Genomic DNA, 15,107 nt, shown 5'->3' with positions numbered 1-15,107 from the left:
TGATGTTTTTTAGGCGTTGACAAAAACAGAAGATGTAAGCTGACTTTCACTTACACCCTGCACGATGCCCAGATAACTGGTACCCGACTTAATCGCCGTAGATGCGACGCTTGCACCTCCATCCAACTGCAAACTCACAGCTTCAAAAGTCAAGTTTGCAAATCCGATACCGTCAGTCAAACCAATTTTATCCCCAGCCCCAAAATCGACGATCACATCCGCCCCAATTAAAGTAGCCGAAGCAGACAAACCTCCGGCTAAAATAAACGTATCATTTCCGCCGCCGCCCGTCAGCATATCTTGCCCGCGATCGCCCGCCAACAACTCGTCGCCGTTACCGCCAATCAAGACATCATCTTCTTTTCCGCCACGGATAGTATTGTTACCGTCAGATCCAATTAGTCGATCGTTATCATTGTTGCCGCTGATAAAATCATTGCCAACACCGCCATCAATTAAATCGGATTCTTTGCCGCCGGATAAGCTGTCATTGCCTCCTGCGCCATTAATTGTATCCGCACCTTGCATTCCATTAATGCTATCAACACCTTCTCCCCCGGTGATATTATCTTTGCCGGAAAGGGCAAAAATTGGCAATCCCGCAGCATTTGCTGGTATTTGAGTATCGGCACTATCTGATAGGAAATAATTGCCGCCACTGGCTGTATTTTTGGGTGCTTGTGTCGGGCTGCCGTCCCCTGTAGCATTGGGTATTGGCGAAGTAATAGATATAGTGTTGGGTGTGGGAGTAGGTGTGGGAGTAGGTGTGGGAGTAGGTGCGGGATTGACACTACCGTCAAGAGAAGTCGCAAAAACTTGCGTCCAATAGTGATTCCAATTTTCTGTGCCAGTATCATCGGCTAAGAAATAGTAACCGATGCCAATTTCTTTGAGATTCGGGTTAAGAATGTTAGCCCGGTGGCCGCTGCTGTTCATCCACGATGATACAACTTGTTCGGGTGTAGAAGAACCCGCAGCAATGTTTTCTGCGGCCGCTGAGAATTGATAGCCCGTTGCAGAAATCCGACTTCCTAATGACGAACCATCTTTTCCGGTATGGGAAAAGAAGTCTTGCAGTGCCATGTTTTGGCTGTGATTTCCCGCCGCATTTAGTAACTGAGTATTTAAGGTTAGCGGGGACAAACCTAATTTGCTGCGTTCGATGTTGGTAAGTTCTAAAACTCTGTTAATAAAGTTTTGATTGGTGGTTGAAGTTGGTGCAACTTGAGAGACCGATCGCTCTCCTATTAAAATGTCAGAGGACTGATAACCGGAATTTTGTAGTTGTTCAAGCATGGGGACGTTCAAGAGTTTTAAGAGTTTTTTTTGCTGGTAGATGACTTACCCTCTTAACGATAGTTTCCCCGATCGCTAGCTGGCCCGGCACAATTGAATAATTGTGTTAATCCCTGCCGCTGCTGTATTTATTTTGATTATAGCTGTTCTCAAAGTGGGGATGTCAAGAGGCTGGCTCTGATTGGAAAAGGGAAGAGTACGCTCGATTTGAAGGAGAGTTTCACAAGAATTTGCGATCGCCCGTGGCATCAATACAATTTTAGATTTGAGATTTTAGATTTGAGATTTTTCCTGATTAGTATGGTTTACGCGGCGCACCCAGCCCGCTGGCTTGCTGGCTAGAAACCCGGTTTCTACGATTTTTGCAGAGAGGAACGACAAATATAGGAAGAAACCGGGTTTCTGAATTCTGTGTGCGATCGCAAACTAAGTTTTTAGTAGAATCCTCACAAAAAATTCTAAATTAATTCACAATTCACAACCGCGCAGGGTTGTTCCGGATCGCAAAAGCAATCTCAAGATTTCAAACTATTTTCTTGTCCGACTTTAGCCTCCTGAGCAACTTGATCAACCTCATCTTTGGCGAGAATTTCCAAAGCTGTCTGTGCTTCTGCACCGCCCAACCGCCCCAAAGCTTGGGCGACTCTGTAACGGATTTGCCAATCTGCATTGGAAGCGTAGGGAAGCAGCAGCGGCAGCGCCCGTTTATCTCCCAATTCACCTAATGCACTAATGGCAATGGTTTGGATTAATTCGTTTTCAGAAGTCAGGGCATTTTCTAACATCGGAAAGGCTTTGGGATCTCCCATCTCTCCCAAAGCCGCGACGATGCTTAGTTGCACCAGCCATTCAGAGGTACTGCTATAAACTTGCTGCAAATCTTCTAAAGCATCGGTTAATTTCAATGCGCCCAAAGCATCGGCTGCTGCTGCTTGCACGTCGGGTTCGGGGTCGTTGTTCAGGCTGTTTCGCAGTACCTCTAAAGCGTTCGGTAGATTCTGCGTGCCGAGGGTTGATAATTGGCTGACTGCTGCGTAGCGAACCCGGACGTTATTATCGCCGATCGCAATTTGAATTAGTTTATAGGCGATCGCGGGTTCTAGTTGCCGCAGTTGGTTGACTGCTCGCAGTCTTTCGCCAAAATCCTCGGAATTCAGCAATTGTTCGACAGACTCAGGGGTAATGCTCATCGGATTTTAGATTTTAGATTTTAGATTTTAGATTTGGTAATTGGTAATTGCCAAAAGCAAGCGAGATTTAAGGAGTGATCGACTCATTTTCTGATACACTCCTGGAACTGCAACAGTTAATTTAAGATTCGGCAGCCATCGAGCGAATAATATCTCCCCTAGTGAGGATGCCGATTACTTTGCCAGCCGAATCGACCACCGGCAATCGGTGGATACTGCGATCGTGCATCAGTTTGGCAGCTTCTTGGACAGATTTGTCGGGCCCGATGGTAACTGGCTCTGTACTCATGGCTTCTCCTACTGTTTGTCCTAAAGCCTTGTGGAGTTCTCGCTCGTAACGAGAGGGATTTTCCAAATAAATTACGCTGTCGAGCACCATTATGTAAGCGGGGGGAGTTACGCCGGTTTCCCGCCACATCAAGTCGGTTTCGGAGATGACTCCTACCAACAAGTCATTCTCATCTACGACGGGAAGACCGCTAATGCGTCGTTCGGCTAAAATTTTAATCGCTTCGTTCAAGGGCATTTCGGGTCGCGCCAAAATCGGCTCGCGGCTCATTACATCGGCTACTGTTTTTGGCATGATTAGGGGTTGATTGAGTTGTTGCTCTAAATCGATCATATAGGGAAAGGGCGGCACAGACTGAAGAAAGGCAGCTCTGCTGAAGGGATTCGTTAGAAAGTAGAAGGAAGGAAAAAGCTTGAATGCCAGAATTTTGCTGTTTTTTTCGATCGCACTATAAAATTCTGCCCTTTGCCGGACTCCGGCGAGCGATGGGTCTGACCAAAATTAATGGGATTCAAGCCCCGTCCTTCTAGGACGGCTTTTTCTTGGTTTTCAAATTCCTAATTAACTCTCTAAGAACATCAGACTTAGTTCTGCCAACCGCCACACAATATTTTTCAAGTATCTCTAATTCAAAGTCTTCGAGCCTAAAATCTAATCGTTTTTTCATGAGTTTGTACGGATATATGGTGTACAATACTAGCATGAAATCACGCTACCAGTACCGAATTTATCCATCCGAGCAACAACGCAAAGACCTGGCAAGGCTCTTTGGTTGTGTGAGAGTCGTATGGAACGACGCTCTGGCACTGTGTAAGAAATCGGAGAAACTACCTAGCAATGGAGATTTGCAAAAAATATGCATTACTCAAGCCAAAAAGACCCAAGAGCGTGAGTGGTTGAGCGAGGTTTCTAATATCCCATTACAGCAATCTATTGCTGATTTAGGTGTAGCTTGGAACAACTTTTTCGCATCTATTAAGGGAAAAAGAAAAGGCAAAAAGGTTAATCCCCCTAAATTTAAGCAGCGGACAAACAGACAGTCAGCCCGTTTCCGAAAAGGGGGATTTAGCATCAAAGCTGCCAAGGTTTTCTTAGCCAAAATTGGGTGTATTAAGACTAAATGGTCGCGACCTCTGCCGTCTGAACCAAGTTCAGTCACCGTTATTAAAGACACCGCAGGGCGCTACTTCCTTAGTTTTGTTGTTGAGGTGCAGCCCGAAACCAAGCTAGCTTCTAACCCAGCAGTGGGTATTGATTTGGGCATAAAAATTTTTGCGGCGCTCAGCACGGGAGAGCGAGTGGCAAGCCCCAGCTACTCAAAGTTAGACCGTAAAATTCGACGCTCTCAACGCAAGTTATCACGACGCTCTAAAACATCAAAGCGGCGTGAACGGATGCGATTGAAGGTGGCGAAACTCAAAGCAAAACTGCGAGATATCCGCAAGGACTTTCTGCATAAACTATCGACTAAGGTGATAAACGAGAACCAAGTTATCGCCCTAGAAGATTTAAACGTCTCCGGACTCCTGAAGAACCGCAAATTATCCAGAGCAATCAGCTCCGCTGGATGGCGGGAATTCAGAACAATGTGTGAGTCTAAGTCGGAGAAAGTTGGACGTGAGGCAAGTTGTCATCAGCAGATGGGAACCAACCAGCCAAGTTTGTTCGGATTGTGGTTACCGCTGGGGCAAGTTAGACCTTTCGGTGAGAGAAATTGTCTGTATGAATTGCGGCACTCTTCACGACAGAGACGACAACGCCTCAAAAAATATAGAACAAGTCGGGGTAGGGCATATCCACGACTCAAAATGGGCAGGGAGGGAGTGTAAGACCTCAATTGAGGCAGTTCCCGATGAACTGTCAACCCGTCTAAAGTACGAACAGTTAACTCTGTTCGACTGGTAGGGAATCACCGCGCCTTCAGGCCGGTGAGGATGTCAAAAGATTGTTAAGATATATTAAAGAGCGGATAAATCCTTACCAATGCCAGAATCTCCAGCCACAGAACCAGACTCCCAACCAGAAGCGCGCTGTGTATTGGTTTGCCAGTATCAATCTTGCCTGAAAAATGGTTCAGCAGCAGTGCTAGCTGCTTTTGAAGCTCAACAAGTTGCAGGGGTGAAAGTGGAGGCCTGTAGTTGTCAGGGACAGTGCACCACTGGCCCGACTGTGCGAGTTACCCCAGACGAAATTTGGTATTGTCGAGTTAAACCGAGTGATGTACCGTTGATTGTGGAAGAGCACCTCAAAGGGGGAAAACCTGTAGAGGCGCTGTTCAATCCGAGAATTCATGCGCGTTATTATTATTAATATTGACTTGATTCGGGAGAAATTTTAATACCAAATCCAAATTCTGTACCCCTCCAAATTATTCTGGTAATAAGCTGCTAGGCAGCTAAACCCGACAAAGTGAATCAGAGAAAATTTGGCTCCAGCTAATTAGGTTAGAATGACAGTAACTTCTACAACTTATGCAATTTGTTGCTACACATAGCACGCGATATCTTGAGAGACACGACTTGACATCATTGGTGTCCACTTAAGTCGAAGACTGCCTGGGACTGTTCTATTCTTTCACTTAACGGAGGTGTGAACATACTTTTTGACCGCTACTCTGAGGTAAAAACCCTCTGACTGTCAGGCAGAGAGAGGGTCGCAACTATCTACGCCTTAAAAGAGGTCGTGTTTGCCTTTATTCGCATCTAGCTCAATTCGTGCTGGACAATAGGCTGCTGGAACGTTGCAATAGCGACATTCCCAGTGACTCGGCGCTTGAGGTGGAGGAGTTGATCCACTAATTATGGCAACAGTTTGGAGGAAGAAATCCTTGAATTTAGTGTCAACATCTAATGGAGGAATTTCTACTATTTCATCGGGATACACGAGCCGCCCCGCAGGAGTCTGACCTTGGCAGAGAAGTTTGCCTTTTGGCGAGAGAGGAAACAGCAGCATATAAATCAGCACTTGATACTTGTGTGCAATTTTCTGCTTGCCGGATTTACAATCTTCTATGATGATCTGACCAAAATCATTCACTACAATGTCCGGCTTGCCACCGATGTCGCAAGTCTTGCCGTTAATTGTGAAGGAATTGTCATCCTCAACATAGACAGCAGACCCTTGGGCTTGATGTTGCATTTTCTGTTGGATTACCATCTTGTCATGGGCAGAGGAGTCAAAATCACTGGGTAGTTTGGGGAACTGGTAGTTAGCCAACGACCATGCTGTGAACTGGCACTGCTTTTCTTGAGCCATTAAGCCAGAAAGCCAAGTCACCCAGATATAGGGTTTTGAACGTTTTTTAGCAGCGGGTTGAGTCGTTCTGGTTTCCTTGGGGAGTTTGGTAGATGTTGATTTGCGAGTCGTCTTAGGTTTTTGATTGGAAGAAATTGAGAAAGCTTGTCCTGATTCTTCGGGAAAAAGGGAAAGTTGTATGTTCATATTTTTTTATGTGAAATCTACTTTTTTGGTAGATGATTGACTGCTGAATCTAGATTAATCAAGAAAACCTGTCAATTAAATAAGTTTAAAATAGAGAAGAAATAGAATTTAATAGAGTTTTTGGTCAAAACCGAATTTACGTCGAAATTAGAAGAATGAATTGCTATGCTAAGATGACTGGCAATAACTTAATATAATCTCCCTATTGCGGGTGTGATATGGACTCCCAGGATGACTCACAACAATTAAAGCTTATGTTTCTAGATAAAGTGGCTAACCACTACGGTTTTTTTGGGAAGCAGCGAGATGTTTTCTTAAGTCGTTTTGATCAGAACAATGCGAATAAGAAGCGTAAGGCACTTGCAGAATATCTGTGGAAAAACGAGGAGATTGTCAATCAGGAACAGACTTTCCAAGATCACTTGACTGCTGTATGCGATGTGCTGTCTATAAATGGCTGTCCTATTGTAAAACCAACTGGTCGAGGTCAGCCCCGCAAAGGTGAAAGCCCTTGGGAGCAAGCATTCAAGTGGTTGTGGGAAAAACAGTTTCCTGAGTGGCTTCAAAAACAAAGGTCTAATGATTCAAGCGTTGGTACAACCGCTCTTATCGCGGCAGAAATGGACGACTGGCGCAGACAGTTTCGATCACTGATTGACATTAAGACAGAAGGTTTCGTAGGTCGTAAATACGTTTTCGATAAGATTGAGGATTTCCTGAGCAACAAGCCCAACGGTTATTTCACCATCGAAGGCGACCCCGGCTTGGGTAAAAGTACAATACTCGCCGAGTACGTCCGACGACATGAATGCGTAGCCCATTTCAACGATCGCCTGGGAAGAATCAATTGCACTAGCCAATTCCTAGAGAGTGTTTGCACGCAACTGATCGCCAAATACCGCTTGCCCTACTCGGAGTTGCCGCCAGATGCCAATCAAAACAAGGCTTTCTTGGAAAAATTACTGTCTGAAGTCAGCGAACAACTCAAGCCGGGAGAACGACTGGTAATTGTTGTCGATGCGCTGGATGAGGTTGACTTGGAGAGCCAGGACAAAAGTGCCAACATCCTATACCTGCCCCGCTACTTGCCCAAGAATGTTTACTTCGTGATTTCACGGCGGCGGGGGGTCGATATTCTCTTTGTGGTGGATACGCCGAAGTACCTGTTTGACCTGATGGCAAAGGAATACGCTGACCGTAGCTTACAAGATGTCCAGACCTATATTCGGCAGCACGTTAATGAGCATGAGCGACTGCGCCAGTGGATTCAGGCTAACAGCTTGACAGTCGAAGATTTCATTACCCAACTAGCCGACAAGAGCGAAAACAACTTTATGTATCTGCGCTGCGTGCTAGTAGAAATTGAGGATGGGATTTACCAAGATGGAAGCATTGAAAGCTTACCCCAAGGTCTAGAAAATTATTACAAAGATCATTGGCGACTCATGGGCATGACCACCGACCCGCCACCGATCGCCAAGTTCAGAATTGTTTACATCCTATCAGAAACTTCCGAGCTTATCCCAGATAAAGACATTGTTCAAATCATCAAATATACGGGAGAACAAGAGGCCGAATTTAACGTGCAATACGTACTTAAGGGATGGAAACAGTTTTTACACAGCCCAATCATGTACGGACAAACCTTTTACAGGTTTTATCACCATAGTTACCGTCGGTTTATTGAAAACCGCGAGGATGTAAAGGCAGCAGGGATAACAATTGAGAACATAAAAACTCTGATGGCAGATAGTAACTGGCAGGAGTTGTACGGCGATGGGTAAGTTAGCAGAACGCTTAAAGCAACTACCGCAAGGTAGCCGGGTTTATAAATTGAAGGCTCTACCAAAGCTCCTGGCAGACGCTGTACAAGTAGATCGGCTGTACATCCTCCTAACAGATTTTGATTTCATTGAAGCTAAGATTTCTGAATTAGGGCCACAACCACTGATTGAGGATTATGACTTGGCTTTCACTCCCGATATCTTAAATGCTGGAGAGTGGGTTAAGAGTGAGGGTAACAATTTGAGATTGATTCAAGGCGCATTGCGGTTATCCGCGCACGTTTTGGATCAGGATAAAATGCAACTAGCAGGACAATTGTTAGGGCGTTTGATGGCTTTTGAGGAGCCAGAGATTAAGGGACTTCTGGAACAGGCCAAGCAGTGTAAAGCAGCTCCCTGGTTGCATCCACTGACATCTAACTTAACACCACCTAATGGAGCATTACTGCGTACCCTGATTGGGCATACCGGGGATGTAGATGCAATTGCCATTACGCCCAATGGACATCAGGTAGTCTGCGCTTCATCTGATAACACCCTAAAAGTTTGGGATTTGCAAAGTGGGGAAGAACTACGTACTCTCACCGGGCATACCAGCTTAGTACGGTCAGTCGCTATCACTCCCGATGGAAAACAAGCTGTTTCCGCTTCATTTGATAACACCCTAAGAGTTTGGGATTTGCAAAGTGGGGAAGAACTACGTACTCTCACTGGGCATACTAACTTCGTAGAGGCAGTCGCCATCACTGCCAATGGAAAACAAGCTGTTTCTGCTTCAGGGGATTTCACAGTTAAAGTCTGGAATTTGGAGAAGGGAACTGAAGAAAGCACCCTGAATGGGCATACCTTTTTTGTTGAAGCCATAGCTATCACACCGAATGGGCTACAGGCTGTTTCTGCTTCCTGGGATAAAACTCTCAAGGTCTGGGATTTGCACACTGGACGCGAAGTACGTACCTTTAACTGGAATACTAACTCAATAGTGGGAGTTGCTATTACTCCTGATGGGCAACAGATTGTATCCACTTCCTGCGATAGCATCAAAGTTTGGGATGTAGAAAGTGGAACTGAAGTGCTTACTATCAACGAGGATACAGCTTCAATTAATTCGGTTGCTATTACCCCCAATGGAAAACTGGTAGTTGGTGCTTTAAACGATAACACCCTCAAAGTCTGGAATTTACAGACCGGAGAACAACTGCGTACCCTTATAGGTCATACCTACCCGGTACAGGCTGTTGCTATTACCTCAGATGGGCAACAAGTTGTTTCAGTTTCAAACAATAAGACCATCAAAGTTTGGGATTTGCATAGAAGTGTTAGAGAGCGTAATCTCATGGGGCATACCGATTTGGTATGGACGGTCGCTATTACTCCAGATGGGCAACAGGCTGTTTCCGCTTCCTGGGATAAAACCCTTAAGATATGGAACCTGCACAATAGAACTGAAGTGCGTACCTTAACTGAGCATAATGACAAAGTGCAGGCAGTTGCTATTACCCCTGATGGTCAAAAAGCAATTTTAGCTTTGTGGGATAAAAGCCTCCAAATTTGGGATTTAAAAACAGGAACTGAAGTGCTTACCCTCGTCGGGCATACCAGCTATGTAGGATCAGTTGCTATCACTCCCGATGGGCAAAAAGCTGTTTCTGCTTCAGGGGATTTCACTGTCAAACTTTGGGATTTACATAGTGGAGAACAACTGCGTACCCTGATCGGGCATACTTATATGGTAAATGCAGTAGCCATTACTCCTGATGGACAACGAGTAGTTTCAGCTTCATCAGATAACACTCTCAAAATCTGGGACTTACAGACAGGAAAAGAACTACATACTCTTATAGGGCATACCAGCTATGTAGAGGCAGTTGCCATCACCCTAGATGGGCAACAGGCTATTTCAGCTTCAAGGGATAAAACCCTCAAAATGTGGGATTTACAAACAGGAAAAGAACTTCGTACCCTCATCGGGCATACTGACAAGGTATGGGCAGTTGCTATCATACCCAAAGGACAACTAGCAGTTTCAGCTTCAGAGGATCACTCTCTGAGGGTCTGGGATTTGCAGAGTGGCAGAGTGATTGCTAGTTTCAGTAGCGAGGATGAGTTACTTGCCTGTGCGGCTGCATCGGATGGGGTGACGATTGTCGCGGGTGACTCATCAGGCCGAGTGCATTTCCTACGTTTGGAGGGGATGTAATGCAGTCAACCCCGATGCGCTCCTTCTTAGCTGCGTAGCAGCTTAGCTGTGGTTCTTTATCTGGCCAATTAACAATCACACACTACCAATTATCAGATCATAAATAGGTTATTCAACCAGAGTTGGGCATATATGTACGACTTGAAAATCCAAGGAATTGCGGTTAGTTTGTTCGTCCTAATTCTGGGGCGTCCGTCGGCGGTTGCGGCTCAAACGTCGGCGGTTGCTGGGGATATTTGTCTTGGGGAATTGGGAGCGCAAGTAGATGCGATCGCCAACCGTCCCGAATTTAGCCGATCGCGCTGGGGCATTTTGATTCAACCTCTATCTTCTACTGCTACTCTCTACAGCCGCGACGCCCAAAAATATTTTATTCCAGCATCAAATGCCAAGCTGCTAACCACAGCCGCTGCTTTGCAGAAACTCGGTGCAGACTTTCGGATTAAGACATCGGTTTACAGCGGCGAAAATGGGAGTTTGTACGTTGCCGGCAGGGGAGATCCGAGCATTGCTGAGGCTCAGTTGAAATCCTTGGCGCAGCAGTTGAAGCAGCGGGGAATCAGTCAAGTTAACCAGTTGATTGGGGATGACAGCTATTTTCAAGGCAGTGCAGTTAATCCGAATTGGGAATGGGAAGACGCGCAAGCTGGCTACGGAGCGCCGATTAACAGTTTAATTTTCAATCAAAACGCGATCGACCTTCTCTTGTCCCCCCAGGCTCTGGGGCAACCTCTGAAAGTTACTTTTGCCGAACCAAAGCTGGCAAATCAGTGGCAACTCCAGAACAATTCAGTAACAGTCGCCCAAAACGAATCCGAGTTTATTGAAGTTGGCCGGGAGTTCGATCGACCTATAATTCGAGTGGGCGGACAGTTGAAAGTTGGTGCAGAACCTGAATCAGCTTATGTCGCAGTTGTCAACCCCGCTAATAATTTTTTGCAGTATTTTCAACAAGCCCTGGCTGCTGAGGGAATTCCTGTTAAACAGGCTTTAGTTGCATCGGCTTCTCGCAATCTAAATCAAGAATTAGCGACCGTTGAATCGCCGCCGCTGGCGGAATTGGTGAGAGAAACTAATCGCGAAAGCAACAATCTTTATGCAGAAGTTTTATTGAGATTGTTGGGAAAAGCTACAGACAAGATGCCCCTGCCACAAACACTCACAGGCAAGATGCCTGTGCCACAAGAGGATACAGGTGAAATGGGTTTGAAAGAGTTAAAAACAGTTTTAACTCAATTAGGAGTAAATCCAAACAGCTACAGATTAGCCGACGGTTCCGGCTTGTCTCGCCACAATTTAATTACTCCAGAAGCCTTAGTGGAAACTTTGAGATTTATGGCCAATTCACCTGCTGCATCTATTTACCGCCAGTCACTGCCGATCGCTGGCGAGAGCGGCACTTTGAAAAATCGCTTTAATATTACACCAAACCGCGTAAATTTGCAAGCAAAAACAGGAACTATGAGCGGAGTTTCGGCGCTGTCGGGATATATCGAAGTTCCGAATTACGAGCCGCTGGTGTTTAGCATTATCGTCAATCACTCTGACCTATCGACTGCAAAAATGCGATCGGCAACGGACGAAATTGTGCTATTATTGAATCGCCTGCGCCGCTGTTAAAACAACAGATTTAAGGTAAAAAACGTGAGTTCAGTAGTTACGCATAAAAAACCGGACACCCAAAAACCCTACAAGTTTTAAGTTTCATTAGATTGCAGCGGCGGGGATCGAAAAGCAGCTACAATAAAAGTAGAAAAATTAACACCATTGGGACGTTTTAGCCTGCTACCAGTCGGCGGGTTCTGTACTTCCCGAAAATAAGTCTAACTTTCCAACTATGAATTCTTTAGATTCCGAACAGCAACACATCTTTGTGGAAACCAATAACATCCGCCTGCACTGCGTTTCTCAAGGAGAAGGCGAACTCGTTCTCCTCCTGCATGGGTTTCCAGAGTTTTGGTACTCTTGGCGTCATCAAATCCCTGCTTTAGCGCGTCATTTCAAGGTGGTAGTGCCGGATTTGCGGGGCTACAACGATTCCGACAAGCCGGAAAGCGGCTATGATTTGGATACGCTAAGCGCCGATATTCGCGGTTTGATTGCGAGCCTCGGTTATACAAAAGCTCACGTTGTAGGTCATGATTGGGGAGGGGCGATTGCGTGGCACTTAGCTCAAAAATTCCCCGAACAACTCAATCGCTTGGCAATTTTAAACGCTCCGCACCCGCAGCGATTCATGCAGGAAATGGCGAGCAATTTAGATCAAATCCGCCGCAGTTGGTACGTTTTGGCATTTCAGGTTCCGGGCATTCCAGAATTGTTGATCCGGCAAAACTTGAAAGATTTTGTTCACAATGTTTTCCAAGGACAAGCTGTTCGCAAAGGATCTTTTAGCGCTGAGGAAACTAAGATTTATCAGACTGCTTTAGAAAAGCCGGGAGTATTAGCCGCCGCTATCAATTATTACCGGCAGATGTTTCATCCGCAGAGGCTTTGGAATTTGGGGCAGAAATTAGAACCTGTGACAGTGCCTACTTTGGTGCTTTGGGGAGAAGATGATGCGTTTTTGAGCCACAAACTTGTAGAAGGTTTAGACAGATTAATTACGGCTCCGTTTAAGTTGAAATTAGTTCCTCACTGCGGCCACTGGATTCAGCAGGAAGCGCCGCAAACGGTGAATCGAGAATTGCTGAGTTTTCTGAGAAATTCTTCTGGTTCTGTGGCTGTGGCATAGAAAAAAAGTAACGCTTGCACATAAGAACGGGCTCTCCGGCCCGTTCCTAATATCTGACGCACCCTACTTATTTATTAGTCCCAGAGCAAATTTTCTTGGATCAGCAGTGCAATCATCGCAGTTCTGGAACAAACACCGAGTTTGATAAAAATCCGCCTCACGTAAGTAGCAACCGTCCAGTGACTGATATTTAAATTTTTGGCAATACATTTGTTTGGCAGGCCTTGGGCTATTAATTGCGCGATCGCTCTTTCGCGTGGACTCAGGCTAATTTCCGCTTTGTAACTTATGCTTTGCATACTTTTCCAATGAGGTAACGAGTTAAAATCTAATCAATTAAGGGTAGAATTCCGAGTTTCTCTCGAACTTCAGATAAAGGAGTTTCCCAATCAGATGCAACGTCCCAATTAATTAATCGAGTGGCTAATTTTCCGTGTTTTAAGCCTTTGATAATTTGTCCGATCGCGCATTGGCCACCGATCAGTCCAACTAACACTAAAATCGCACAAGAAGGACGAAATACTTGAGCGCGAGTAAACGCTTGAAGTATAAATTCATCTTCTGTTGAAGCTGAAAGACCAGTCAGCACCGGTTAAACGTCGTGGTTTCGCTGAATCCAGTCTCCCGATGCGATCGGCTCAAAGCCTTGTTCGTCTAGAAATCGCGCCACTTCGCACCCTAATGTTCCTGCTGGCAGTTGGCGCAATTTTGCCAAGTCTATTTCAAAATGTCGATCGCTCTCAATTTGAGGATTAATTGTTCGAGCCATCTTTAATATAACTTCTAATTGACCGTCAGCCATGATTGATTCTCCCTTCAACAATGATTTAAGTTTCGGGCAAATTAATTGGTGTTTGTCAAGTTCATTTTTGCGCTGAATCGAGACGACTTTTTTTACCGACTCAGCTTAGAAACCTTACTTTCTCTCAAAGCAATCGGCTATCAGGAGCTTTTACATTTCTTTACAAACTGCCTCAGAGGTGAAATCTGCCAGTTTTCAAAATCGGGCTAGTGTTAGTTGCCCCCACTTGACCCACCGGGAAGTACCCGTAAAATCCACAGTATTTAGCGGTGACTGGAACTCCCTTACTTACGTATATAAATTTATTCTGCTGCTAATTATTGGAACCTGCAATGAGTCCGAAGTTGAAGCTTGCAGGCCTCGTGATGCAGGTGCATACAAGTGAAGAGAGTTGAAGTAAGGTGAAGTAAGGTGAAGTTATCCAGAGTTGATGTTTAGGAATTACGCAGTAGTGCCAATCCCCCGTGGTTGCCGAAGTTGTCGTGGTCATCATGGGCGATTGCCCCTATGTCGTTAGAATGCCGCTCAAATGAGTGTCACTCATTTGAGCGACTGGTCAAATATGTTCACCAACAGCTACAAATAAAGTAGAGATTCATACAAGGTGTTACTATGAAAAAACTTTCCATTTTGTTATCCACAGGAGTTGTGTCATTGATTTGGTGCGCTGCTGCTAGCGCTACCACTTATGTTAATCCTAACGGTAAAACTACTTTAAACTTGTCAGAAAAAGGAAACAATCGCAGCGGTTTTTACTTAACCAAAGTAGGCAATCGGGAATTTTTGGGCAATATTCAAATTACCCGTTCCGAAGGAGCAGCAGGCTCTTACTATTACAATGGGACTTTCAAAGACACTGCGACAGGCCCTGGCCGAAAAATTGTTTGTTCTGGAGATATTGCCATTATCAGGCGTCAAGTTGGAAGAAGCAGCCAATTGGGAGCCGAAGTTACTTGGAAGGTAAAAGCAGGAGAAAATTGTCCTTCTATTGGCCAGACATTTAAAGTAAATTTAGTCGAAGCTTTACCGCGTCCTAATGCAAGTGGCGACTATACTTCTAGCAATGCTAATACTTGGTCGAGTCCAACAAATGGTCTTGTAACTTGGCCTGCTTGGCGAGTCACGTCGCGAGATGGACAACTCAACTGCCGCAAGAACGCAAACGGAGCAATTCAACAAGTTTACCGGGCGGATAGAGATACAGTTGCTGCTGAACTCAGGGGAGCAAATGCGATTACGATGGCGAACGGTCAACCCTGGTTGCTGACAAGACAAGGCTGTTATGTGCGCGCTAATTCTCAATACGTTCAGCCAGTTTCTATGCCTGAATAAGTGTTCGTAAATAGGGAGCATCTCAATGAAAGTAGCCTA

Annotated in this window: 14 protein-coding genes and 1 pseudogene; 8 read left to right on the top strand and 7 right to left on the bottom strand. The window is 45.3% G+C overall.

The features are described 5' to 3' along the window. Window positions 1–9: 9 nt before the first annotated feature. From QUB12_RS22460 to QUB12_RS22450, 3 genes are all read right to left on the bottom strand, one after another. Window positions 10–1,296 (bottom strand): CAP domain-containing protein, encoded by a 1,287-nt coding sequence (locus tag QUB12_RS22460; RefSeq protein WP_333143598.1) that lies wholly within the window; start codon window positions 1,294–1,296, stop codon window positions 10–12. 515 nt (window positions 1,297–1,811) lie between these two features. Beyond that, a complete protein-coding gene (gene nblB / locus QUB12_RS22455) occupies window positions 1,812–2,486 on the bottom strand; it encodes a phycobilisome degradation protein NblB (RefSeq protein ID WP_333308450.1) in 675 nt (224 codons plus the stop codon). 121 nt (window positions 2,487–2,607) lie between these two features. Beyond that, entirely contained in the window at window positions 2,608–3,108 is a 501-nt protein-coding gene (locus QUB12_RS22450; protein ID WP_333300728.1) for a CBS domain-containing protein, read from the bottom strand. A gap of 332 nt (window positions 3,109–3,440) precedes the next feature. Here QUB12_RS22450 and QUB12_RS22445 point away from each other — a divergent pair. From QUB12_RS22445 to QUB12_RS22435, 3 genes and pseudogenes are all read left to right on the top strand, one after another. Further along, window positions 3,441–4,337, top strand: a pseudogene (locus QUB12_RS22445) (RNA-guided endonuclease InsQ/TnpB family protein); the annotation flags it as partial. Between the two features lie 28 nt (window positions 4,338–4,365). After that, the gene (locus QUB12_RS22440; protein ID WP_333143595.1) at window positions 4,366–4,680 is read left to right on the top strand and encodes a zinc ribbon domain-containing protein; all 315 of its coding nucleotides are present in this window, start codon (window positions 4,366–4,368) and stop codon (window positions 4,678–4,680) included. A gap of 78 nt (window positions 4,681–4,758) precedes the next feature. Next, complete coding sequence (locus tag QUB12_RS22435) at window positions 4,759–5,085, top strand: (2Fe-2S) ferredoxin domain-containing protein (RefSeq protein WP_333143594.1); 327 nt, start codon at window positions 4,759–4,761, stop codon at window positions 5,083–5,085. Between the two features lie 360 nt (window positions 5,086–5,445). On the opposite strand, the gene QUB12_RS22430 is transcribed toward QUB12_RS22435, so the two are convergent. Beyond that, window positions 5,446–6,216: a PD-(D/E)XK nuclease family protein gene (locus QUB12_RS22430; protein WP_333143593.1), complete on the bottom strand. Its 771-nt coding sequence runs from the start codon at window positions 6,214–6,216 to the stop codon at window positions 5,446–5,448. A 254-nt stretch (window positions 6,217–6,470) separates the two neighbouring features. Between QUB12_RS22430 and QUB12_RS22425 the strand changes: the two genes are divergently transcribed. The 4 genes from QUB12_RS22425 to QUB12_RS22410 all read left to right on the top strand — a co-directional run bounded on the left by QUB12_RS22425 (window position 6,471) and on the right by QUB12_RS22410 (window position 12,934). Then, window positions 6,471–8,000, top strand: coding sequence for an ATP-binding protein (locus QUB12_RS22425; protein WP_333308448.1), 1,530 nt, complete (start codon window positions 6,471–6,473; stop codon window positions 7,998–8,000). Beyond that, window positions 7,993–10,200 (top strand): beta-propeller domain-containing protein, encoded by a 2,208-nt coding sequence (locus tag QUB12_RS22420; protein WP_333143591.1) that lies wholly within the window; start codon window positions 7,993–7,995, stop codon window positions 10,198–10,200. The genes QUB12_RS22425 and QUB12_RS22420 overlap by 8 nt, the downstream gene beginning before the upstream one ends. A gap of 132 nt (window positions 10,201–10,332) precedes the next feature. Continuing rightward, complete coding sequence (dacB, locus tag QUB12_RS22415) at window positions 10,333–11,820, top strand: D-alanyl-D-alanine carboxypeptidase/D-alanyl-D-alanine endopeptidase (RefSeq protein ID WP_333308447.1); 1,488 nt, start codon at window positions 10,333–10,335, stop codon at window positions 11,818–11,820. Between the two features lie 217 nt (window positions 11,821–12,037). Beyond that, the gene (locus QUB12_RS22410) at window positions 12,038–12,934 is read left to right on the top strand and encodes an alpha/beta hydrolase (RefSeq protein ID WP_333108273.1); all 897 of its coding nucleotides are present in this window, start codon (window positions 12,038–12,040) and stop codon (window positions 12,932–12,934) included. Between the two features lie 74 nt (window positions 12,935–13,008). Here the strand turns inward: QUB12_RS22410 and QUB12_RS22405 are convergent, their stop codons facing one another. Genes QUB12_RS22405 through QUB12_RS22395 form a run of 3 tightly spaced genes read right to left on the bottom strand, consistent with a single transcriptional unit; the run spans window position 13,009 to window position 13,736 of the window. After that, window positions 13,009–13,233 (bottom strand): helix-turn-helix transcriptional regulator, encoded by a 225-nt coding sequence (locus QUB12_RS22405; protein WP_333108272.1) that lies wholly within the window; start codon window positions 13,231–13,233, stop codon window positions 13,009–13,011. Window positions 13,234–13,262: 29 nt separating this feature from the next. Then, window positions 13,263–13,523 (bottom strand): hypothetical protein, encoded by a 261-nt coding sequence (locus tag QUB12_RS22400; protein WP_333308445.1) that lies wholly within the window; start codon window positions 13,521–13,523, stop codon window positions 13,263–13,265. 3 nt (window positions 13,524–13,526) lie between these two features. Continuing rightward, complete coding sequence (locus tag QUB12_RS22395; RefSeq protein ID WP_333308443.1) at window positions 13,527–13,736, bottom strand: hypothetical protein; 210 nt, start codon at window positions 13,734–13,736, stop codon at window positions 13,527–13,529. Window positions 13,737–14,348: 612 nt separating this feature from the next. On the opposite strand from QUB12_RS22395, the gene QUB12_RS22390 reads away from it, so the two are divergent. Next, window positions 14,349–15,068 (top strand): hypothetical protein, encoded by a 720-nt coding sequence (locus QUB12_RS22390; protein WP_333308441.1) that lies wholly within the window; start codon window positions 14,349–14,351, stop codon window positions 15,066–15,068. Window positions 15,069–15,107: the final 39 nt, after the last annotated feature.

Source organism: Microcoleus sp. B7-D4 (assembly GCF_036705125.1).
Taxonomy (GTDB): domain Bacteria; phylum Cyanobacteriota; class Cyanobacteriia; order Cyanobacteriales; family Microcoleaceae; genus Microcoleus.
The sequence above is the reverse complement of the archived record's forward strand: the minus strand, read 5'-3'. Positions and strand labels throughout refer to the sequence as shown.